At 72.5% G+C, this 20,577-nt stretch carries 17 protein-coding genes and 2 pseudogenes; 11 read left to right on the forward strand and 8 right to left on the reverse strand.

Annotated elements, in window-relative coordinates; all coding sequences use genetic code 11:
* Nucleotides 1–6: 6 nt before the first annotated feature.
* A pseudogene (locus ABZS71_RS22505) lies at nucleotides 7–336 on the reverse strand (acyl-CoA dehydrogenase family protein); the annotation flags it as partial.
* A gap of 64 nt (nucleotides 337–400) precedes the next feature.
* Entirely contained in the window at nucleotides 401–2,527 is a 2,127-nt protein-coding gene (locus tag ABZS71_RS22510) for a pyridoxamine 5'-phosphate oxidase family protein (RefSeq protein ID WP_356212824.1), read from the reverse strand.
* A 142-nt stretch (nucleotides 2,528–2,669) separates the two neighbouring features.
* On the opposite strand from ABZS71_RS22510, the gene dhaK reads away from it, so the two are divergent.
* The 9 genes from dhaK to ABZS71_RS22555 all read left to right on the forward strand — a co-directional run bounded on the left by dhaK (nucleotide 2,670) and on the right by ABZS71_RS22555 (nucleotide 12,616).
* Nucleotides 2,670–3,662, forward strand: a complete 993-nt coding sequence (dhaK, locus tag ABZS71_RS22515; RefSeq protein ID WP_356212827.1) for a dihydroxyacetone kinase subunit DhaK — start codon at nucleotides 2,670–2,672, stop codon at nucleotides 3,660–3,662.
* An 88-nt stretch (nucleotides 3,663–3,750) separates the two neighbouring features.
* The gene (gene dhaL / locus ABZS71_RS22520) at nucleotides 3,751–4,356 is read left to right on the forward strand and encodes a dihydroxyacetone kinase subunit DhaL (RefSeq protein ID WP_356212870.1); all 606 of its coding nucleotides are present in this window, start codon (nucleotides 3,751–3,753) and stop codon (nucleotides 4,354–4,356) included.
* A complete protein-coding gene (locus ABZS71_RS22525) occupies nucleotides 4,353–4,766 on the forward strand; it encodes a PTS fructose transporter subunit IIA (RefSeq protein WP_355848634.1) in 414 nt (137 codons plus the stop codon). Before dhaL ends, ABZS71_RS22525 begins: the two co-directional genes overlap by 4 nt.
* Nucleotides 4,767–5,365: 599 nt before the next feature.
* Nucleotides 5,366–6,445: a polyprenyl synthetase family protein gene (locus ABZS71_RS22530; protein ID WP_356212829.1), complete on the forward strand. Its 1,080-nt coding sequence runs from the start codon at nucleotides 5,366–5,368 to the stop codon at nucleotides 6,443–6,445.
* Entirely contained in the window at nucleotides 6,442–7,365 is a 924-nt protein-coding gene (locus tag ABZS71_RS22535; protein WP_356212832.1) for a terpene synthase family protein, read from the forward strand. The genes ABZS71_RS22530 and ABZS71_RS22535 overlap by 4 nt, the downstream gene beginning before the upstream one ends.
* A gap of 13 nt (nucleotides 7,366–7,378) precedes the next feature.
* Entirely contained in the window at nucleotides 7,379–8,740 is a 1,362-nt protein-coding gene (locus ABZS71_RS22540) for a cytochrome P450 (protein WP_356212835.1), read from the forward strand.
* A gap of 103 nt (nucleotides 8,741–8,843) precedes the next feature.
* Nucleotides 8,844–10,202, forward strand: a complete 1,359-nt coding sequence (locus tag ABZS71_RS22545) for a cytochrome P450 (RefSeq protein WP_355848647.1) — start codon at nucleotides 8,844–8,846, stop codon at nucleotides 10,200–10,202.
* A gap of 165 nt (nucleotides 10,203–10,367) precedes the next feature.
* A complete protein-coding gene (locus tag ABZS71_RS22550) occupies nucleotides 10,368–11,048 on the forward strand; it encodes a TetR family transcriptional regulator (RefSeq protein WP_355848650.1) in 681 nt (226 codons plus the stop codon).
* A gap of 137 nt (nucleotides 11,049–11,185) precedes the next feature.
* A complete protein-coding gene (locus ABZS71_RS22555; protein ID WP_355848653.1) occupies nucleotides 11,186–12,616 on the forward strand; it encodes an MFS transporter in 1,431 nt (476 codons plus the stop codon).
* Nucleotides 12,617–12,703: 87 nt separating this feature from the next.
* On the opposite strand, the gene ABZS71_RS22560 is transcribed toward ABZS71_RS22555, so the two are convergent.
* The 3 genes from ABZS71_RS22560 to ABZS71_RS22570 all read right to left on the reverse strand — a co-directional run bounded on the left by ABZS71_RS22560 (nucleotide 12,704) and on the right by ABZS71_RS22570 (nucleotide 16,089).
* Nucleotides 12,704–14,620: a GAF domain-containing protein gene (locus ABZS71_RS22560; protein WP_356212839.1), complete on the reverse strand. Its 1,917-nt coding sequence runs from the start codon at nucleotides 14,618–14,620 to the stop codon at nucleotides 12,704–12,706.
* 103 nt (nucleotides 14,621–14,723) lie between these two features.
* Entirely contained in the window at nucleotides 14,724–15,554 is an 831-nt protein-coding gene (locus tag ABZS71_RS22565) for a 3-hydroxybutyrate dehydrogenase (protein ID WP_356212842.1), read from the reverse strand.
* A gap of 55 nt (nucleotides 15,555–15,609) precedes the next feature.
* Nucleotides 15,610–16,089 carry an NUDIX domain-containing protein gene (locus tag ABZS71_RS22570; RefSeq protein ID WP_356212845.1) on the reverse strand — a complete coding sequence of 160 codons (480 nt, stop codon included), beginning with the start codon at nucleotides 16,087–16,089 and terminating at the stop codon, nucleotides 15,610–15,612.
* 215 nt (nucleotides 16,090–16,304) lie between these two features.
* On the opposite strand from ABZS71_RS22570, the gene ABZS71_RS22575 reads away from it, so the two are divergent.
* Complete coding sequence (locus ABZS71_RS22575; protein ID WP_356212848.1) at nucleotides 16,305–17,324, forward strand: O-antigen ligase family protein; 1,020 nt, start codon at nucleotides 16,305–16,307, stop codon at nucleotides 17,322–17,324.
* A gap of 62 nt (nucleotides 17,325–17,386) precedes the next feature.
* Here the strand turns inward: ABZS71_RS22575 and ABZS71_RS22580 are convergent, their stop codons facing one another.
* Both ABZS71_RS22580 and ABZS71_RS22585 read right to left on the reverse strand, forming a co-directional pair.
* Nucleotides 17,387–17,944, reverse strand: a complete 558-nt coding sequence (locus ABZS71_RS22580; protein WP_356212851.1) for a hypothetical protein — start codon at nucleotides 17,942–17,944, stop codon at nucleotides 17,387–17,389.
* Nucleotides 17,945–18,016: 72 nt separating this feature from the next.
* Nucleotides 18,017–18,811, reverse strand: a complete 795-nt coding sequence (locus ABZS71_RS22585; RefSeq protein ID WP_356212854.1) for an aspartate/glutamate racemase family protein — start codon at nucleotides 18,809–18,811, stop codon at nucleotides 18,017–18,019.
* 68 nt (nucleotides 18,812–18,879) lie between these two features.
* Here ABZS71_RS22585 and ABZS71_RS22590 point away from each other — a divergent pair, with 68 nt between their 5' ends.
* On the forward strand, nucleotides 18,880–20,127 hold the full coding sequence (locus tag ABZS71_RS22590) for a glycosyltransferase (RefSeq protein ID WP_356212857.1): 1,248 nt from the start codon (nucleotides 18,880–18,882) through the stop codon (nucleotides 20,125–20,127).
* An 85-nt stretch (nucleotides 20,128–20,212) separates the two neighbouring features.
* Here ABZS71_RS22590 and ABZS71_RS22595 read toward each other — a convergent pair.
* Nucleotides 20,213–20,577 (reverse strand): annotated as a pseudogene (locus ABZS71_RS22595) (Tellurium resistance); the annotation flags it as partial.

The raw sequence follows: 20,577 nt of genomic DNA on the forward strand, positions 1-20,577 counted from the left end.
GGCGGCTCAGCGGCGCACCCTCGGCATGCCCAGGCCGATCCAGGAGATGATCTCCCGCTGCACCTCGTGGATGCCGCCGCCGAAGGTGAAGACGACGCTGCTGCGATAGCCGCGCTCCAGCTCGCCGTGGAGCACCGCGCCCGCCGAGACCTCCTTGAGCGGGCCCGCCGCGCCGACGACCTCCATCAGCCAGGCGCAGGCGTCCCGGCGGGCCTCGGATCCGCACGCCTTGAGGGCGGAGGCGTCCTGCGGGGTCAGGGTCTCGCGCTGGAGGGCGTCGACCATCTGCCAGTTGAGCACCTTCACTCGCGTGCGCCGCGCGGCGGCCTGGGAGCGTCCTGGGATCGAGGGGCACGGTAGAACGTGTTCCACCAATACGGAAGGGCCGTGGACCCGGTCGTCAGCCCCGCTGTTCACTCCCCTCCACGCGCGGCGGGCTGTCGTCGCTGCCCCGCCGTACGACCCGTACCGGCCCGCCCGGGCGCCAGGTCCGCAGCACCAGGTCCTGGCCCTCCACGGCGGTGTGCACCACCTCGGTCACCTCGGCGCGGAAGAGCTGGAAGGGCTCGGGCGGCCGGACCGCCTCGGCGAAGCGGGTGAGCGACTCGGGGTCGGTCACCTCCACGGCCCGGCCGCTGACCCGTACGTCGCCCTCGGCCATCCCGGCGTCCGGACCGGGGTTGGCCTGGATGGAGAACCGCGCATCGCGGCGCAGATCGAGCGCCTTGCGCGAGTCCGGCATCATGCCGAGCCACAACTCGCCGAAGCGGAAGTCCACTTCGAGCGGGGTGACGCGCGGCGAGCCGTCCTGGCGCAGGGTGGCCAGCACATGGTGGCGGTAGCCCTGGAAGCGGCCCTGGGCGAAGGCGGCGAAGCCGGGCTCGGCGGCCTGGAATCCGGCCCAGCTGGTGGTCGTGGACATCGGCATGGCGCCCATACTGGCGCCGTTACCGGACATCTCCTGTCGGGATTTCTCCGCTTCCATCTCCCGCGCCTGATCCGGCGGCAGATGGGCGCTCCACTCGGTGCCGGGGAGCGGATACGCGACCCAGGTACGGGCGTAGGCCGGGGGCCGGGCCTGGTCGCGCCGGGTGAGCAGCGCGGTGGGCTCATGGGTGGCGCGCCGCAGCAGCGCGGGCACGGTGGTGGACCGGTTGTTCCCGCTGGTCTGGGCGGAGGCACAGCCCGCGTGGTAGGCGACGGGCAGGGCGCGGTCCCCGACCACCAGACAGGGCGGCCGCAGCCCCAGCCGCTGCAGCGCCTTCGCGGCGGTGCGGTAGCGCCCGGTGGTGGTGTCGGTGCTCGCCGCGGCATGCCCGAGGACGGCGAGCTGGCTGACGAGCTGGAGCGTGATGACCACTCCGAGCGCGACGGCCAGATGCTGGGGCGACCGCGCGCCGCGTACGGCGCGCAGGACGAGCCCGGCGATGGGCAGCGCCAGCAGGGCGTAGGAGGGCATCAGGAAGCGCGGCGCGGAGTAGTCGATGAGCAGCAGATAGGGAACGGCGAGGGCACCGGCGCAGACGATGGGCAGCACGGTCAGCGGCACACAGGGGGGCCGGCGGTAGCCCGGCCGCCCCAGCCCCACCCGCACCCGGGTCCGCAGCTCATGGCGGTCGCGCAGGGCGACGGAGACCGCGGCGAGGGTCAGCACCGGCAGCGCCAGCCACCATACGGTCAGCTCCGGATGGCGAAGCGGCACCTCGCACGGGCGGCACAGCTGCGGCCCGTTGAGGCTGCGCAGCGCGGCGCCCACGCTGAAGTGGAGGCCCATGCCGCCCTCGACGTCGCTGGAGACGTTCAGTCGCCCGCGGATGCCGCCGAAGCGGTCGTAGGCCTCGCCGATCCACTGGGCGGCGCCCAGCAGCAGCCCGCCCACCAGCGTGGGCAGGGCGGGCCGCCAGGCGCGTACGAACGCCGCGCCGGCGAGCAGCGGGAGTCCCAGCCAGGCCCCGTCGGGGGTGCGGATGAGCGTGACGCCGGCGAGGACGGCGGCGAGCCACCAGCGGGCGTTGCGCTCGTCGGGGACGCGCAGGAACCAGCCGACGGCGGCCACCGCGCCGAGCGCCACCCAGAGGTTCGGCATCACCGCGGGCCCGCTGATCTGGGTGATCCACAGCCCGGAGAAGAGCAGCGCGGCGAGCGCGACCGTGCCCCGGGGCAGCAGCCGGGTCCAGACGCGGAAGGCGGCGTAGAGCGCGCCCGCGGACAGCACCATGAGGAGTATCCGGAGCACCGGGATGGAGGAGGTCGCGGCCACGATGGGCGCGACCAGCAGACTGATGCCGCGCGAGCGGGGTGCGCTGAAGTACGCGGGCGGGGTGCGCGGGTCGACCTGGGAGACATACACGGACTCGTCCCAGCCCAGCGCGTGCCCGGTGTGCGGAATCACCACGGCGAGCTGGACGACGGCGTACCCGACGGCGACCAGCCCGAGCCAGGGCGCGGGGAGCCGGTACCGCTGCGGCTGTGGAGGAAGCGGGCGCGGGCGGGGGGCGGCGGCCGCCGGTGCGGCAGTATTCTCCATGCGCGCACCATATGATATCTATGTACCTTTTTCGGCCTATTAGGCCGTTCGGCTCAGCGCTCAAGGGGTGCCATGAACGCTCCGGATCCGTAGGCTGTTGCAGCGGTGCACAGCCCCCATCCGGTGGAGGACGGACCCTTTCATGAAGATGCTGATCAACGTCGCCGAGACCGTGGTCGCCGACGCCCTGCGCGGACTGGCCGCCTCCCATCCCGAGTTGACCGTGGACATCGAGAACCGGGTGATCGTCCGGCGGGACGCGCCGGTCGCCGACAAGGTGGGGCTGGTCTCCGGCGGCGGTTCGGGGCATGAGCCGCTGCACAGCGGTTTCGTGGGGCACGGGATGCTCGACGCGGCCTGCCCCGGCGAGGTCTTCACCTCCCCCGTGCCGGATCAGATGGTGCGCGCGGCGGCGGCCGTGGACAGCGGCAACGGCGTCCTGTTCATCGTCAAGAACTACACCGGCGACGTACTCAACTTCGACATGGCGGCCGAGCTCGCCGAGGACGAGGGCATCACGGTCGCCAAGGTGCTCGTCAACGACGACGTGGCGGTGACCGACAGCCTCTACACGGCGGGCCGGCGCGGCACCGGGGGGACCCTATTCGTGGAGAAGATCGCGGGCGCCGCGGCCGAGGAGGGCGCGCCGCTGGAGCGGGTGGAGGCGATCGCCCGCCGGGTCAACGACTCCTCGCGGAGCTTCGGTGTCGCGCTCAGCCCCTGCTCGACGCCCGCCAAGGGCGGCCCCACCTTCGACCTTCCCGCCGGGGAGCTGGAATTGGGCGTGGGCATCCACGGCGAGCCGGGGCGCGAGCGGCGGGCCATGATGACCTCCCGCGAGATCGCCGACTACGCGGTGGACGTGGTGCTGGAGGACCTGCGCCCGGACAGTCCGGTGCTGTTGCTGGTCAACGGCATGGGGGCGACCCCGCAGCTGGAGCTGTACGGCTTCGCGGCGGAGGTGCACCGAGTGCTCGGCGAGCGCCAGGTGGCCGTGGCACGTACGCTCGTCGGCAACTACGTCACGTCACTCGACATGGCGGGCGCTTCGATCACACTGTGCCAGGTGGACGAGGATCTGCTGCGGCTGTGGGACGCGCCCGTACGGACCGCCGGGCTGCGGTGGGGCTGCTGACCCGGGCCGTCCCCCGCTACGTACGCTGTCTGCGTTGTTATCGACTGAGGAGGCGTCCGTGTCCAGCAGTGAATCCGCCGTCGAACACGTGCTCGATACCCCCTTCTTCCACCGTTGGCTCACCGCCGCGGCCGCGTCCGTGACCCGTGAGGCGGCCCGGCTCACCGATCTGGACTCCGCGATCGGCGACGCCGACCACGGCACCAATATGCAGCGCGGTTTCGCCGCCGTGACGGACGCGCTGGACAAGGAGCCGCCGGGCTCCCCCGGGGCCGCGCTTATCCTGGCCGGGCGCCAGATGATCTCCAAGGTGGGCGGCGCCTCCGGGCCGCTGTACGGGACGCTGCTGCGGCGCGCGGGCAAGGCGCTCGGCGACGCCGAGGAGGTCACCCCACAGCAGCTCTCGGACGCGCTGCGGGCCGGCGTCGACGCGGTCGCGCAGCTGGGCGGCGCCGCGCCCGGCGACAAGACCATGCTGGACGCCCTGATCCCCGCGGTCGAGGCACTGGGCGCCGGCACCGGGACCTTCACGGCGGCGGGCGAGGCGGCCGAGAAGGGCGCGCTGGCCACCGTGCCGATGCTGGCACGCAAGGGCAGGGCCAGCTATCTGGGTGAGCGCAGCGTCGGGCACCAGGACCCGGGCGCCACCTCGTCGGCCATGATCATCGCGGCGCTCGCGGAGGCGGCCCGATGAGCGACGACCAGGAGAAGCGGGTCGGGATAGTCCTGGTCTCGCACAGCGCGGCGGTGGCCGATTCGGTCGCCCAGCTGGCCACGGGGCTGGCCGGCGGGGGCACCGCGCCCGTGCGCGCCGCGGGTGGCAATCCGGACGGCGGCCTTGGCACCAGCCCGGAGCTCATCGCCGAGGCGGCCCACGGGGTCGACCAGGGCGCGGGCGTGGCGGTCCTGGTGGACCTGGGCAGCGCCGTACTGGCCGTCAAGGCGCTGCTGGCCGAGGGCGATGAACTGCCCGAGGGCACCCGGCTGGTGGACGCGCCGCTCGTGGAGGGCGCGGTGGCGGCTGTCGTCACCGCCTCCACCGGGGCGGATGTGGACGCGGTCGCCCAGGCGGCCTCGGAGGCGTACGAGTACCGCAAGGTCTGAGCCACCGCACTATTCCCATTCCCACGGGGCCCTGCCGATGAAGGCAGGGCCCCGTTCGGTTTTCAACGAATCCCCGAACCCAGTGGGGTGGCGGCTTATTTCGCTGATACTCCGCGCGTACGGGGCGAGTCGCCCCGTTGTGGGCTCTGTCCGGATGGGCAGAACGGGCTTCCGGATCCGTCGATCTTGTGACTAGACTGCTGGCGTCCGAGTGGGGGGACCAGCACGGCATTCAGGGGGAAATTCATGGGCGCATTCATGCGGGCCCGCTCACACCTGACACCCATCGAACCGACGGTAACCACCAGGTGTCGCGAAAGCCGGGAAAGCACCGCGGCCCGGCGGACCTTCCGCGCACGGTAGCCACCTGACCGCGACGGTCACCTGGCCCCTGATCCGCCCCGACCGCGCACACCCGCGAAGCGTCGGCGTATCGGCCGATGGACCGGCCACCCACTTCTCTTGCGCACCCGCATTGACCGTGCCCACATGGCGCGCAAACCAACAATCCGCCTTTACCCGATCCAACGGTTTCCGCATGCCTTTTTCCTCTTCTTGACCACACGATTTCGACAGTTCGACGTGGAGGAGTCAGTCTCATGGCCACACCCACGCTCATCCCCGGCCCCTTGGATACGGACGCCGTCCGCGAGTCGGTGGACATCGCACTCGAAGAGTTTCTGACGAGGAAGGCCCGCACCACTCCACAGCACCATCTGCCGTATCTTTCCGGACTGCTCAAGGATTTCCTCTCGGGCGGAAAGCGCATACGGCCCCTACTGTGTGTCACGGGCTGGCGGGCCGTCGGCGGCGCCGAGGACACCGAGGCCGTGGTCCAGGTGGCCGCCTGCCTGGAGATGTTCCATGCCTTCGCGCTCATCCACGACGACGTCATGGACGACAGCGACACCCGGCGCGGCCGGCCGACCATCCACCGCACCCTGGCCGCGCTCTGCGCCGCCGACCGGAGGCCGGACCAGATCGAGCGGTTCGGCGTCAGCGGCGCGGTGCTGCTCGGCGACCTCGCCCTCGCCTGGTCGGACGAGATCCTGCACTCGGCGGGGCTGACCCCCACGCAGCTGGGCGCCGTCCTTCCGCTGCTCTCGGAGATGCGCACCGAGGTGATGCTGGGCCAGTACCTCGATCTGCGGGCCACCGGCGAGCTGACCGACGATGTCGAGGCCACGCTCACGGTCAACCGCTACAAGACCGCCAAATACACCATCGAGCGCCCGCTGCACGTCGGAGCCGCCATCGCGGGCGCCGACGCGCGGGCCATGGAGGCCTTCACCGCCTACGCCCTCCCGCTCGGCGAGGCGTTCCAGCTCCGCGACGATCTGCTGGGCGTGTACGGCGATCCGGAGTCGACCGGAAAGTCCCAGCTGGACGATTTGCGGGCGGGCAAGAACACCACCCTGATCGCCCTGGCCCTGCGCGGCGCCGACAGCGTCCAGGCCGAGCGGCTGCGCAGGCTGATCGGCGATCCGCTGCTGGACGAGGAGGACGCCGCGATCATCCAGGAGATCTTCGCCGCCACCACCGCCCGGGAAGCCGTCGAGCAGATGATCGACGACCGTCGGCACCAGGCTCTGCGGGCTCTCGCCGACGCCCCCTTCACCGCGGACGCGGTCAACGCGCTGCAGCAGATCGCCCGCATGGCCACTGTGAGGAACTCATGACCACTGACCTTTCCCCAGCCGGTGCCCGGGACCTCAGCGGGCACAGCGTGCGCCCTTACCTGGAGGAGTGCACCCGCCGCTTCCAGGAGATGTTCACTCGGCATGTCGAGTCCCGGCCCACCGTGGTCGAGTTGACCGACACCGAACTCCGCGAGGTCATAGCGGACTGCAACACGGCGGTGGCCCCCCTTGGAACGACCGTTTCCGATGAGCGCTGGATCTCCTATATGGGGGTCGTGCTGTGGTCCCAGAGCCCGCGCCACATCAAGGACAGGGAAGCGTTCAAAGCCGTCTGCGTCCTGAACTGTGTGACCTTCGTGTGGGACGACATGGATCCCGCGCTGCACGACTTCGATCTCTTCCTGCCCGAACTGCGCCGGGTCTGCGAGAAGTACTACGGAGCCGAGGACGCGGAGGTGGCGTACGAGGCGGCTCGCGCCTTCGTCACCAGCGACCATATGTTCCGCGACTCGCCCATCAAGGCGGCGCTGTGCACCACCTCCCCGGAACAGTACTTCCGGTTCCGGGTCACGGACATCGGTGTCGACTTCTGGATGAAGATGTCGTACCCGATCTACCGGCACCCGGAGTTCACCGAGCACGCAAAGACGAGCCTCGCGGCGCGGATGACCACCCGCGGCCTCACCATCGTCAATGACTTCTACTCCTATGACCGCGAGGTCGCGCTGGGCCAGATCACCAACTGCTTCCGGCTCTGCGATGTGACCGACGAGAGGGCCTTCAAAGAGTTCTTCCAGGCGAGGCTGGACGACATGGTGGAAGACATCGCATGCATGAAGGCGTTCGACCAGGTCTCCCAGGACGTCTTCCTGGATCTCCTCTACGGCAACTTCATCTGGACCGCCAGCAACAAGCGGTACAAGGCGGCCGTCAACGACGTCAACTCCCGCATCAGTTAAGGAAACGGGGACCGTGACTCCCGCGAAGACCTCCGAACAGCCGGCGCGTCCCTGGTCGAGCGGCACCGCGCCCGGAGCGGTGCCACTGCTGGGCCACACCCTCGCGCTCTGGCGCCGCCCGCTTCCGTTCCTGACCTCCCTGCCGGCCCACGGTGATGTGGTGGAGGTCAGGATCGGCCCCAGCCGCGCCTATCTCGTCTGCCATCCCGAGCTGGTCCGCCATGTGCTGCTGAACCCCCGCGTCTTCGACAAGGGCGGCGTCTTCGACAAGGCGCGGCAGCTGCTCGGGAACAGCCTCTCGGTCTCCCGGGGGGAGGACCACCGCTATCAGCGGCGGACGATCCAGCCCGCCTTCCACATCCAGCGCATCGCCGACTACACCGCCGCGGTCGCCGATGACACCCGTACGGCGATCGGCTCCTGGCGGGCGGGGCAGACCCTGGACCTCAGCGACACCATGCACGCCCTGCTGATGCGGGTCGCCGCGCGGACGCTGTTCTCCACCGGGGTCGACGAGGCGACGATCGACGAGGCGCGGCACTGTCTGCGCATCGTCTCGCACGGCATCTACCAGCGCACCATGGCGCCTTTGGGCATCATGGAGAAGCTCCCCACCCCGGGCAACCGGCGCTACGACCGGGCCAACGCCCGGCTGCGGCAGATCGTCGACGGGATGATCAGCGACCGCCGGCGCTCCGGCGCCGGCCACGGCGATCTGCTCTCCACGCTGCTGCGCGCCGAACACCCGGAGACCGGAGCGCGCCTGAACGACCGCGAGATCCTCGACCAGGTGGTCACCTTCCTGGTCGCCGGAAGCGAGACCACCGCCTCGACCCTCGCCTTCGTCTTCCATCTCCTCGGCACCCACCCCGAGGCCGAGACGCGGGTGCACGCCGAGATCGACGAGGCCCTCGGCGACCGCTCGCCCACCTTCGAGGATCTGCCGAAGCTGGAGTACACCCGCGGGGTCATCTCCGAGTCGCTGCGGCTGTATCCGCCCTCGTGGATGTCCATGCGGGTCACGGCGGCCGAGACCGAACTCGGCGGCCGGACGCTCCCGGCGGGCACGATGATCCTCTACAGCGCCCAGGCGCTGCACCACAACCCCGAGCTCTTCCCCGACCCCGAGCGGTTCGACCCGGAGCGCTGGCTTGCCGATCGCGCCAAGGAGGTGCCGCGCGGGGCGCTGCTCCCGTTCGGCGCGGGCAGCCACAAGTGCATCGGGGATGTGCTGGCCCTCACCGAGACCGCCCTGATCGTGGCCACGATCGCGAGCCGGTGGCGGCTTCGTCCGGTGCCCGGCACGACGCTGCGGCCCGAGCCCAAGGCGACGCTGGAACCCGGACCGCTGCCCATGGTGTGCGCGCCGCGCTGAGCGCGCCCGCCGTAAGGGCGCCGCCGCACGGGCCGGGCCCCGTACCTTCCGTACCCCCATCCTTCCGTACCCCCCATCACTCGCGAGCGAAGGACGTCTCCTCATGAGGACCGCGCAGCACACGGCGACGCACGACGGGAGGTTCGCCACCGCCCCCGGCGGGCTTCCGCTGATCGGCCATGCCCTGCTCATGGGCCGCCGGCCGCTTCAGTTCCTGGCCTCCCTGCCCGCCCATGGCGATCTGGTCGAGCTACGGCTCGGACCCCGGCGCGCCTATCTGCCCTGCCATCCGGAGCTGGTCCAGCAGGTGCTGGTGAACGCGCGGGTCTACGACACCGGCGGTCCGGTGAAGGAGAAGGCCCGGCCGATCCTGGGCAACGGCCTGATCACCTCCGACTGGGCGGACCACCGCAGGCAGCGGCGGCTGGTGCAGCCCGCCTTCCACACCGCCCGGATCGCCACCTACGCGGAGGTGATGGAGCGCGAATGCGAGGCCGAGTCGCAGTCGTGGCGGGCGGGCCGGGCCCTCGACGTCAGCCATGCGATGCTGGCGCTCACCGCGCGGGTGACGGCCCGTGCGCTCTTCTCCACCGAGATGGCACCGCATGCCGTCGCCGAGATCCAGCACTGTCTGCCGGTCGTCGTGGAGGGCGCCTACCGGCAGGCCATCGACCCCACCGGGCTCCTCGCCAGGCTCCCGATCGCGGCCAACCGGCGCTTCGAGGACGCGCTGTCCCGGCTGCGGCGGCTGGTCGACCGGATGATCGGCGACTACCGGGCGGCCGACGGCGACCGCGGCGATGTGCTGTCCGCGCTCTTCGCCGCGCGGGACGACGAGACCGGCGGCAAGATGTCCGACCAGGAGATCCACGACCAGGTCATGACGCTGCTGCTGGCCGGCATCGAGACCACGGCCTCCGCGCTCACCTGGGCCTGGTTCCTGCTCGGCCGCGATCCCCGGGCCGAGGCCGCCCTGCATGCCGAGGTCGACGAAGTGCTGGGCCGGCGGGCCCCCGTCTACGCCGACATACCCCGGCTCGGCTACACCCAGCGGGTCTTCACCGAGGCGCTGCGGCTCTTCCCGCCCGCGTGGCTCTTCACCCGGACCACCACCGAGTCCACACAGCTCGGCGGACGGCGGCTGCCCCCGGCATCCGACGTGCTGATCAGCCCCTATGTGCTGCATCACCACGCCGGTCTCTTCCCCGAGCCGGAGTCCTTCGACCCCGACCGCTGGCTTCCCGGGCGGGCCAAGGACGTGACGCGCGGCTCGTATCTGCCGTTCGGTGGCGGCAGCCGCAAGTGCATCGGCGATGTCTTCGGCATGACGGAGGCGACACTCGCCCTGGCCGCCATCGCGTCCCGCTGGCGGATGCGCCCCCTCCCGGGTACGAAGATCCGGCCAAGGCCGCAGATGAGCCTCACCGCCGGCCCGCTGCACATGGTGCCGGAACCGCGCTGAGACGAGGGCCGTTGGACCGCGGTGGAGGCCCACCGCGGTCCGTTCGGCGTGCTCAGCCGCACCGGGGGTATGCGGTGCCGACAGATCCCGGACGGGAGTTACGGGCCTGGCGAGGGAGATCCCTAACCGGAGAGATTTCCCCGGTTAATGTTAGGGTTGCGCGCCATGGGCAGCCGTGTGGAGAAAGAGACACCGTTGCGCCGGGACGCGCAACGCAACCGGGAGATGCTGATAGCAGCCGCCCGGGAAATCTACGCGGATCAGGGTGTGGACGCACCCCTCGATGACATCGCCCGCCGGGCCGGGGTCGGCAGCGCCACCCTCTACCGGCGCTTCGCCGGCCGGGCCGAACTCATCGAAGCGGTCTTCGGCGATTCCCTGAAGGACATTCTGCGGGCCGCGGAGGACGCCAGGTCGAGCACCGACGCATGGGCCGGGCTGACCGCCTATCTGGAGCGCATATTCCGGCTGCTCGCCGGCGACCGGGGCACCAACGACCTGATGACCACGGGCATCCAGGGTGTCCCCTCGCTCGACGCCCTCCGCGAGGAGAACGCCAAGACCATCGACGCCCTCCTGCGACGCGCCCAGAAGCAGGGCGCCGTACGGGACGACCTCACCGCGGAGGACCTGCTGTTCCTGCTGGCCGCGCTCGGCCGGGCCGTCCCCGGCTCGGCCACCGCAGCGCCGCGCGCCTGGCGCCGCTATCTGGCCCTGCTGCTGGACGGCCTCCGCCCCGACGGGGCCCGCCCGCTCCCGGCCCCGTCGCTCACCGCCGATCAGCTCGGCGTCGTCATGCACCAGCTCGGCAAGGCTCGGCGGCCGCGGACGGGGCGTCCCGACTAGTTTTGCCGGCCCTGTTGGCCCCCTCCGGCACCACAGTGGGCGGGCGAAGTGTGTAGTCCGCCTACATATCCGAGCTGACTTGCGCATTTCTACGGTGTGGCGACACAAATCCGTCCCCGCGCTCGGAAGTGGTGACCATGGCTGCCCCGGCTTCACCGGCCTCCTCTCCCCCGACCACCCCCAGCTCCCTGCGGCGTATCGTCGCCGCGAGCCTTATCGGCACCACCATCGAGTGGTACGACTTCTTCCTCTACGGGTCGGCCGCCGCGCTCGTCTTCAACAAGCTCTTCTTCCCGGACTCCGATCCGCTCGTCGGCACCCTGCTGTCGTTCCTGACCTACGCGGTCGGCTTCGCCGCCCGGCCGGTGGGCGCCCTGGTCTTCGGCCACTACGGCGACCGGCTCGGCCGTAAGAAGCTGCTGATCCTGAGTCTGCTGTTGATGGGCGGCGCGACCTGCGCCATCGGGCTGCTGCCGACCTATGCCACGGTCGGCTTCGCCGCGCCCGTCCTGCTCACCGTACTGCGGCTGATCCAGGGCTTCGCGCTCGGCGGCGAATGGGGCGGCGCGGTGCTGCTGGTGTCCGAGCACGGGGACGCGCGACGGCGCGGCTTCTGGGCCTCCTGGCCGCAGACCGGCGCCCCCGCCGGGCAGTTGCTGGCCACCGGTGTGCTCTCCGCGCTGACCGCCCTGCTCTCGGACGCCTCGTTCCTGTCCTGGGGGTGGCGGGTGCCGTTCCTGCTCTCGGGCGTGCTGGTGCTGGTCGGCTTGTGGATACGTCTCTCTGTCGATGAATCACCCGTCTTCAAGGCGGCGTTGGCCCAGGCCGAGGCCCGTAAGGCGGCCGACCGGAGTGCGCCGGCCGAGAAGATGCCGCTGGTGGCGGTCCTGCGCCACCACTGGCGCGATGTGCTGGTCGCCATGGGCGCCCGGATGGCCGAGAACATCAGCTACTACGTCATCACGGCCTTCGTCCTCGTCTACGCGACCTCGGGCCACGTCGGCCTCGACAACCAGACCGCGCTCAACGCCGTACTGATCGCCTCCGCCGTGCACTTCGCGGTGATCCCCGCCTGGGGCGCGCTGTCGGACCGTATCGGACGCCGTCCGGTCTATCTGCTGGGCGCGGCGGGCGTGGGCGCCTGGGCCTTCCCGTTCTTCGCCCTCATCGACACGGAGGACTTCGGGGCGCTGCTGCTCGCGGTCACGGTCGGCCTGGTCTTCCACGGCGCGATGTACGCGCCCCAGGCGGCCTTCTTCTCCGAGATGTTCGCGACCCGGATGCGGTACTCGGGCGCGTCGATCGGCGCCCAGTTCTCCTCGGTGGCGGCCGGCGCCCCCGCCCCGCTGATCGCCACCGCGCTGCTGGCCGACCACCACAGCGCGACCCCCATCGCCCTGTATGTCATCGCGGCGGCGCTCCTGACCCTGGTGGCGGTCGGCGCCGCCAAGGAGACCCGCGAACGGGACCTGGCCGATATCCAGCCGACCACGTCCCCCGCCCCGCGCACCGCGCCGGACCCGGCCGAAGCCCCGGACCCCGCCCCGCGCTCGGCCTCGGCCTCGTAGGCCCCGGCAGGCCCGCCCCGGGGCGTGGGCGCCGCGTCCACGCCCCGGGGACCTTGGGCGCCCCGGCGTCCGCGGGGCACGGCCCTCTCAGTGGTGGACCACCGCCGACGCCAAGCGGTGCAGCCGCAGGGCGAGTTGGATCTCCAGGGAGCGGGAGGGCGACTGCCAGTCGGGACCGAGCAGCCGCGCCACCCGCTCCAGCCGCTGCGCCACCGTATTGACGTGCACGTGGAGTTCGTCCTTCGTACGCGCCGGACTCATCCCGCTCGCGAAGTACGCGTCCAGGGTGCGCACCAGATCCGTGCCGCGCCGCTCGTCGTAGTCGAGGACCGCCCCGATCGTGCGGGTCACGAAGTCCTGGACGCGGGTGCCGTCCGGGGCGCCGTCGCGGGTGCCGGCGAGCAGGAGGCCGAGGAAGCCGAAGTCCTCGGCGGCGGCGCCCTGGCCGGCCCGTCCCAGCACCCGCAGCGCGGCGAGGCAGCGCCGTGCCTCGGCGTAGGAGGAGGCGACCTCACCGGGCCGGGCGGCGGGGGCGCGGACCGGCGCGGAGGCGCCGACGGTGACCGCCGTGTGGACGGCGGTGCCGAGCTGCCGGGCGGTCCGGCGGGCGAGGGCGTCGGCGCTGTCGCCATCGGCGAGCGGCAGCAGGAGTACGGTGCCGCCGTCGCGCGCGGCGGCCAGTCCGTGCCGGGTGACCGCCAGATGGGACGCGGCGGACCACAGCCGCTGCCGGTCGGCGGCGTCCTCGGCGGGCGCGCCGGCCGCGTCGACGGACGCGGCGAGCACCACATGGGGCGCGTCCAGATCCGCCCGCAGCCGCGCGGCGCGCTCCCGCAGCAGCCGCGGTTCGCGGTCCGGTGCGTCGAGAAGGTCGTCCAGCAGCTCGCCGCGCACCCGCTGTTCGGCCTCGCCCGCCGAGCGGCGGGCAAGCTGCAGCAGCGAGGTGACCATCGCGGCCCGCTCCAGGGTGCGCTGGTCCACGGGGTCGAGCCGGGGGTGGCCGCGCAGGACGAGCGCGCCGAGCAGTTCGCCGCCCGCGGAGACGGCGGCGACCCAGTCCTGCTCGTGCCGTACCGCGTGACCGTCGGCCCGCGAACGGTCCACGGCGGCCGCGGGTGCCTCATCGGCCTCGACGAACTCCACGGACCCGCTCAGCACCTCGGCCACGGCGGCGGCGACGTCATGCACCCCGCCGCCGCGCAGCACCAGCTCGGTCAGCCGGTCATGGACCTCGGAGGCCCGCTCAATGACGCCGCTGCCGGCCCGGATGATCTCGTTGGCGGCCTCCAGCTCGGCGAGCGCCGTACGGGTCTCGGCGAGCAGATTGGCGGTGTCGATCGCGACGGCCGCATGGGCGGCGAAGGAGGCGAGCAGCGCGATCTGCTCGCGTTCGAAGACCCGGGCCCGGCGGTCGGCCGCGAACAGCACGCCGATGACGCCGCTGCCGAGCAGCAGCGGCACGCCGAGGATGGCGACCAGGCCCTCGTCGCTGACGCCCGCGTCGATGGTGCGGGTGTGCTGGAACCGCGGGTCGTCGAAGTAGTTCTCGGTCACATACGGGCGGGCGGTCTGGGCGACCAGACCGCCGAGCCCCTCCCCCATGCCGAGCCGCAGCTGCTGGAAGCGGGCGGAGACCGAGCCGTCGGTGACCCTCATATAGGTGTCACCGGCCGTCGGGTCGTTGAGCGTCAGATAGGCGACCTCGGTGCCCAGCAGCGAACGGGCGCGCTGGACGATGGCCTGGAGTACGGCGTCCAGATCGCGCAGCCCGGCGAGGTCGTGGGCGGTCTCGAAGAGCGCGGACAGCTCGGCCTCGCGGCGCCTGCGCCCCTCCAGCTCACCGCGTACCCGCAGGGCGAGCAGCTTGGCGCGCTCCAGGGCCGCCAGCCGGTCGGCCGGCGCCTTGTCGGCGCGGGCGCGCAGCACCGGGCGCTCGTACGCCTCGGCGGGCGCGCCGCGCGCGAGCAGTTCCAGATACGGGGTCTCCGGCTGATCCTCGGGCATGGGCACAGGCATACTCCGGCCAGGGGCGCGGGCGCCAGCCGTCGGACGGCCGGGCAGGCGGTCCGGTGGCTGAGCCAAGTGACCACTCAGTGGGCCGTCCATCTCAGTGGGCGGTCCATCCGCCGTCCATGCTGAGCGAGGCGCCGGTGACGAAGGAGGTGTGCGGACCGCACAGATACGCGACGGCCTCGGCGACCTCCTCCGGCTCGACCAGCCGCTTGACCGCCGAATCGGCCAGCATGACCTCGGAGACGACCCGCTCCGGGGAGATCCCGTGGGCCTCGGCCTGGTCGGCGATCTGCCGCTCGACGAGCGGGGTGCGCACATAGCCGGGGTTGACGCAGTTGGAAGTCACCCCATGGGCGGCGCCCTCCAGGGCGGCCACCTTGGAGAGCCCTTCCAGACCGTGCTTGGCGGCCACGTACGCCGACTTGTACGGGGAGGCGCGGAGCCCGTGCACGGAGGAGATGTTGACGATCCGGCCCCAGCCCTGCGCGTACATCCGCGGCAGCGCGCCGCGCACCAGCCGGAACGGGGCCTCCAGCATGACGGTGAGCACACGGGAGAAGACCTCGGGCGGGAAGTCCTCGATGGGGCGGACGAGCTGGAGTCCGGCGTTGTTGACCAGGATGTCGGCGCCCTCGGCGGCCCGCTCGGCGGCGTCGAGGTCGGTCAGGTCGAGGGCGTACGCCTCGACCGTGCCCGGCGCCCGGCCGGGGGCGGAGCCGGGGGCGGCGGCGGAGGCGGCGACCAGATCGGCGAGCCCTTCGGCGTCCAGGTCGACGGCGCGTACCCGCGCCCCGGCGGCGGCCAGCCGCAGCGTGCACGCCCGGCCGATGCCCCCGGCGGCGCCGGTGACGAGTGCGGTACGGCCGGAGAGGTCGAGGGCGGCGGGCGGCCGGGGGGCGGGGCCTGGTGTGGTGGACGCGCTCATGAGGGGCAGATTAGGCAGCGGCCGCGGCCGGACCGATGTGGGCGTGGCACACACTTCACTCCGCGGTGATGGGTTCGAACCATGCCGGACCGTCGTCGAGCGCCTGCTTGATCCGGGTCAGGGAGAAGTCCTGCAGTTCGGGCAGCGCGTCAAGCGGGAACCAGCCCACATCCAGCGACTCGTCGTCGTTGACCCGCGCCTCGCCGCCCACCGCCCGGCAGCGGAAGCAGATGTCCACGAACTGGCACATATCGTCGTTGGGGTAGGTCACCGGTTCGACGGTCCGTACGAGGACAAGGCGCTCGGGCACACAGCGCACCGCGGTCTCCTCCTCCACCTCGCGCGCCACCGCCGTGGCGGGCTGCTCACCGGGCTCGGGGATGCCGCAGATGATCGCCCAGCGGCCGTTGTCGGCCCGGCGGCCCAGCAGCACCCGGCCCTCGTCGTCGAAGACGACGGCGCTCACGCCCGGCAGATACAGCAGTTGATGGCCAGCGGTGGCCCTGAGGTCACGGATGAAGTCGGGGGTCGCCATGCGGTGAGGGTATCGGGCGGGGCCGGGCGCGCGCCCGGCGGCCGTTCCGTACACCCGGCCCCGTTTTCATCACTGACGCATCGTTTCTGCGCACCATATACACATACCTCGTCACAAGCGCTACCGTTCCCGGTGTCATGGCCCGCACCCCGGCCTCGAGGTCGCCGTGCGGTGCCCGTCACGACGGGGGGGTCGACGGGATGACGTCATCAGCGGTGGGACCTGTCGTAAAGGATCACGGCAGAGGGGACCACGACAGACCGGCTCTCAGCGGCGCGTCCGATCTCGCGGGCGCCGCGGTACTGGGCGGCTGCGCCGTCTGGGCACTGGTCTCGGCCATGGGTCGCCTGGCCCGCCCCGAGGGGGTGCTGCTCGCCGTACTGGCGGTCGCCGCCGGCTACGCATGCGGCCGGATCGCCGGATCGCTGCTGCCGGTCGCCGCGGCGACCGGCGCCGCCCTCGCGGGGCTCGGCCTGGCCTGCACCACCACTCTGAACGGGCTCGCCGGCCATGAGGGCCTGGGCGCGGCGCAATGGACGCTGGCCACGGGTTCCGCCTGCTGCGCGGCGTGGGCCGCCCGGCAGTCCGTGCTCCGGCTCGCGCTGTGGGCGCTGGCCGTGGCGATCACGCTGACGGCCGCGGTGGGCGGCTCCGATGCGGACTGGCTGGCGAGCGGTGGCGTCCTGGTGTGCGCGCTCGTCGCCGCCCGGCTGCGGCAGCGGCTGCTGGGCCTGGTCACGCTCGCGCTCATCGCCGCCGTCGCCGTCGGCGGCTGCTGGGCGGTGGCGCAGGACGCCGTGCCGGGCGGCCTCCCGCCCGCGCTGCGGGCCCAGCTCACCGAGCACCGGATCCGGCTGTGGCAGGACGCGGCCCATATCGCCGAGGCGAGTCCGGTACGGGGTGCGGGGCCCGACCGGTTTGGCGAGCTGAGCCGCACGGCCGCGCAGTCCGCCGGCCCGGAGGCCACCCCGCACTCGGCCCCGCTCCAGCTGGCCGCCGACCAGGGTCTGCCGGGGGTCGTCCTGCTGGGCGCGGCCTTCGGCTGGATGCTCTACGCCCTCTGGCGGTCGCCCCGGGCCACCCCGATCGTGCTGACGGCCGCGGCGGCCCTGACAGCCCTGGCGATCGAGTCGTCCCTGGGCAACGCGCTCAGCTTCCCTCAGATAACGGCGGGCGCGGGCCTTCTGGCCGGTCTGGCGACGGCCCGCCGACTGGAGGCCGGCACGGAGCCGTGACCGGGGCCTTGCCCCGGGCCCCGGAGCATCCTTCGGGCCTTGGACGCCGGACGGGCCGGAGGTCAGACCTGCGAGGCGCGCGCCGCGATCAGCCGCAGGCGGTCACGGATGATTCGGGCCGCCGCCTCGGCGTCGTCCACCGTCACCGTGAAGACGCGCCCGTCCCCGAGGCGGACCACCAGGCCCTCGCCACGGCGGACCACCACCGCCGTGCCCTTCTCGGGGCGCCAGCGGTAGCCCCAGCCGCCCCATTGGCAGGGGGTGACCTTGTGGGCGACATCGGCGTCGACCACATCGCTGAGAGGGATACGGCGGCGCGGCAGGCCCATGTGGCCGCAGCGGATCTCCAGGACCTCCTCGTCGACCCGTACCGCCACATGGACGAAGGCGAGGGTGCCGAAGAGCATCAGCAGACCGGCGGCGACGCAGCCGATGACCGACATCAGCAGCGGGGCGAGACCCGAGCCCCAGGGCGATTCGACGGCCAGGTCGACGCCGAGCGCCAGGCACGCGGCGCCGGCGGCGGCCAGCAGCCACTGCACGCGATTGTGCGCGCGCCCGGTCCAGACCGGGGGCGGCTCTCCGTCCGCGGTCGCCTTCCCGTGCTCGTGGTGCCTCATGGTTGGCAGCGTACTCACGTTCCCCCGCCACGGCAGCGGGGCGGACGAATCCGCTGGTCCGGGGCGTTCCGGTCAGCCCCGCGCCGGGGTGACGGGCGCCAGGAGCCCGCCTTCGGCGTACGCCAGGGCAGCCTCCGGCAGGGCGGCCTCGCGCCCGCTGAGGATGACCGTGAGACCTCCGGCCGGCGCGACCGCGTCCGGCGGGAAGGGGTCGGCCCCGATCCGGCGCAGCGCCTGGGCGGCGACGGCCCCGGCCGACTCATGGAAGGCGATCGGCGGCGCGCCGGGCGGCTGTACGGCGGCCCGGATGCGCTCGGCGACCAGTTCGTAGTGGGTGCAGCCCAGGACGAGGGCCCTGATGTCGCGCGGAGTACGGGCCGCCGCCGCGGCGACGGCCGCGTCGATCGCCGCCATGTCGGCGCGCTGGACGGCGTCCGCGAGCCCCGGGCACGGCACCTCGATCACCTCGACGCCGTCCGCGAAGTCGCGGATCAGCCTGCGCTGGTACGGGCTGCCGGTGGTGGCGGGCGTGGCCCAGATGGCGATGGGCCCGCCCCCGGCCGCCGCCGGCTTGATCGCGGGCACAGTCCCGATCACCGGCAGCGCGGGCTCGAGCTCGGCGCGGAGCGCGGGCAGGGCGTGGACGGAGGCGGTGTTGCAGGCGACGATCAGGGCGTCGGGCCGGTGTGCGGCGGCGGCGCGGACACAGGCCAGGGCGCGGGCCGTGACGTCCTCGGGAGTACGCGGCCCCCACGGCATGCCGTCGGGGTCGGAGGAGAGGACCAGATCGGCGTCCGGTCGCAGTCGATGCATCGCGGCCGCGGCGGCCAGCAGGCCGATTCCGGAGTCCATAAGCGCGATCTTCACCCGGTCACCTTAATGGATTGGTCAGGTGTGCCCGGCAGCCGGGCACACCTTCGGGCAGACTGCGGCGGGTGAGCGCGCTGACGTGGATCGCCGCCGCGGCCCTGGCCGCATGGGTGTGGCTGCTGCTGGGCCAGGGGTTCTTCTGGCGTACGGACGTCCGACTGCCCAAGGCCACGCGCCAGGGGCCCGGCGACCGCCCCCCGGAGCCCGGCGACTGGCCCCCGGAGCCCGGCGACTGGCCCCCGGAGCCCGGCGACTGGCCCCCGGTGGCCGTCGTGGTGCCCGCCCGGGACGAGTCGGCGGTCCTGCGGGTGAGCCTGCCGTCCCTGCTCGCCCAGGACTACCCGGGGCGCGCGGAGATCTTCCTGATCGACGACGGCAGCTCGGACGGCACCGGAAAGCTGGCCCGCGAACTCGCCGAGGAGTACGGCGGGCTGCCGCTGACGGTCGACTCCCCGGGTGAGCCGGAGCCGGGCTGGACCGGCAAGCTGTGGGCGGTACGGCACGGTATGGCGCTCGCCACCGGCCATAAGGACGGCGGCGATGTCACGTATCTGCTGCTGACGGACGCGGACATCGCGCATGAGCCGGACTCCCTGCGGGAGTTGGTGCGGGCCGCCCGGGACGCGGATCTGGATCTGGTCTCGCAGATGGCGCGGCTGCGGGTGGCGACCGGGTGGGAGCGGCTGATCGTGCCCGCGTTCGTCTACTTCTTCGCCCAGCTCTACCCCTTCCGGTGGGTCAACCGGCCCCGGGCGCGCACGGCGGCGGCCGCGGGCGGATGTGTGCTGCTGCGCCGGGAGGCGGCCGAGCGGGCCGGGGTCCCGGAGGCCATCCGGCAGGCGGTCATCGACGATGTGGCGATGGCCCGCGCGGTGAAACGGTCCGGCGGGAGGATCTGGCTGGGGCTCGCCGACCAGGTCGACAGCGTGCGGCCGTATCCACGGCTGAGCGAGCTGTGGCGGATGGTCTCGCGCAGCGCCTACGCCCAGCTACGCCACCACCCGCTGCTGCTGGTGGCGACGGTCGCGGGGCTCGCGGTGGTGTATCTCGCGCCGCCCGTCGCCCTGTGCGCCGGGGTGCTGACGGGCCGCCCCGCGCTGCTCGCGGCGGGCGGCGCCGCCTGGGCCCTGATGGCCGCCACGTACATCCCGATGCTGCGCTACTACCGGCAGACCCTGTGGCTCGCGCCGCTGCTGCCCCTGACGGCCTTTCTCTATCTGCTGATGACCGTCGACTCGGCGGTGCAGCACTGGCGGGGGCGGGGCGCGGCCTGGAAGGGGCGCACGTACGCCCGCCCCAGCGCCGCGCCCTGACGGGCCCACACAGCGCCCTGACGGCCCACACAGCGCCCTGACCGCCCGCACGGCGGCCACGGGCCGCCTCACCCGCGCGGTCGCCTCACTTGCGGCCGGGTGTCCAGTTCATGCCCCACCCGTACGCGTAGTCCAGGGTGCGCTGCGGGCTGACGCCGCGCTCCGGCACCAGATAGCGGGCCTCGCGCTGGACGACGAGATCGCCGCCCGTGTTGGTGATGAGCGCGAGCGCGCAGACCGGGGATGGGACGGTGCACTCGTCGAGCGAGAAGTCGACCGGGGCGCCGAACTGCGGCTGCAGGGTGACCGCGGCATGAAGATCGGCGAAACTGCGGGCGCCCTCGTAGATGGTCACGAAGACGAGGATGCGCCGGAACGCCTCCTTGTGGTCGAGGTTGATGGTGAGGTTCTCACCGTCCGCCCGCGCACCGGTCCGGTCGTCGGCGTCGA

It is taken from the genome of Streptomyces sp. NPDC005393 (assembly GCF_040606675.1).
Taxonomy (GTDB): Bacteria; Actinomycetota; Actinomycetes; order Streptomycetales; family Streptomycetaceae; genus Streptomyces.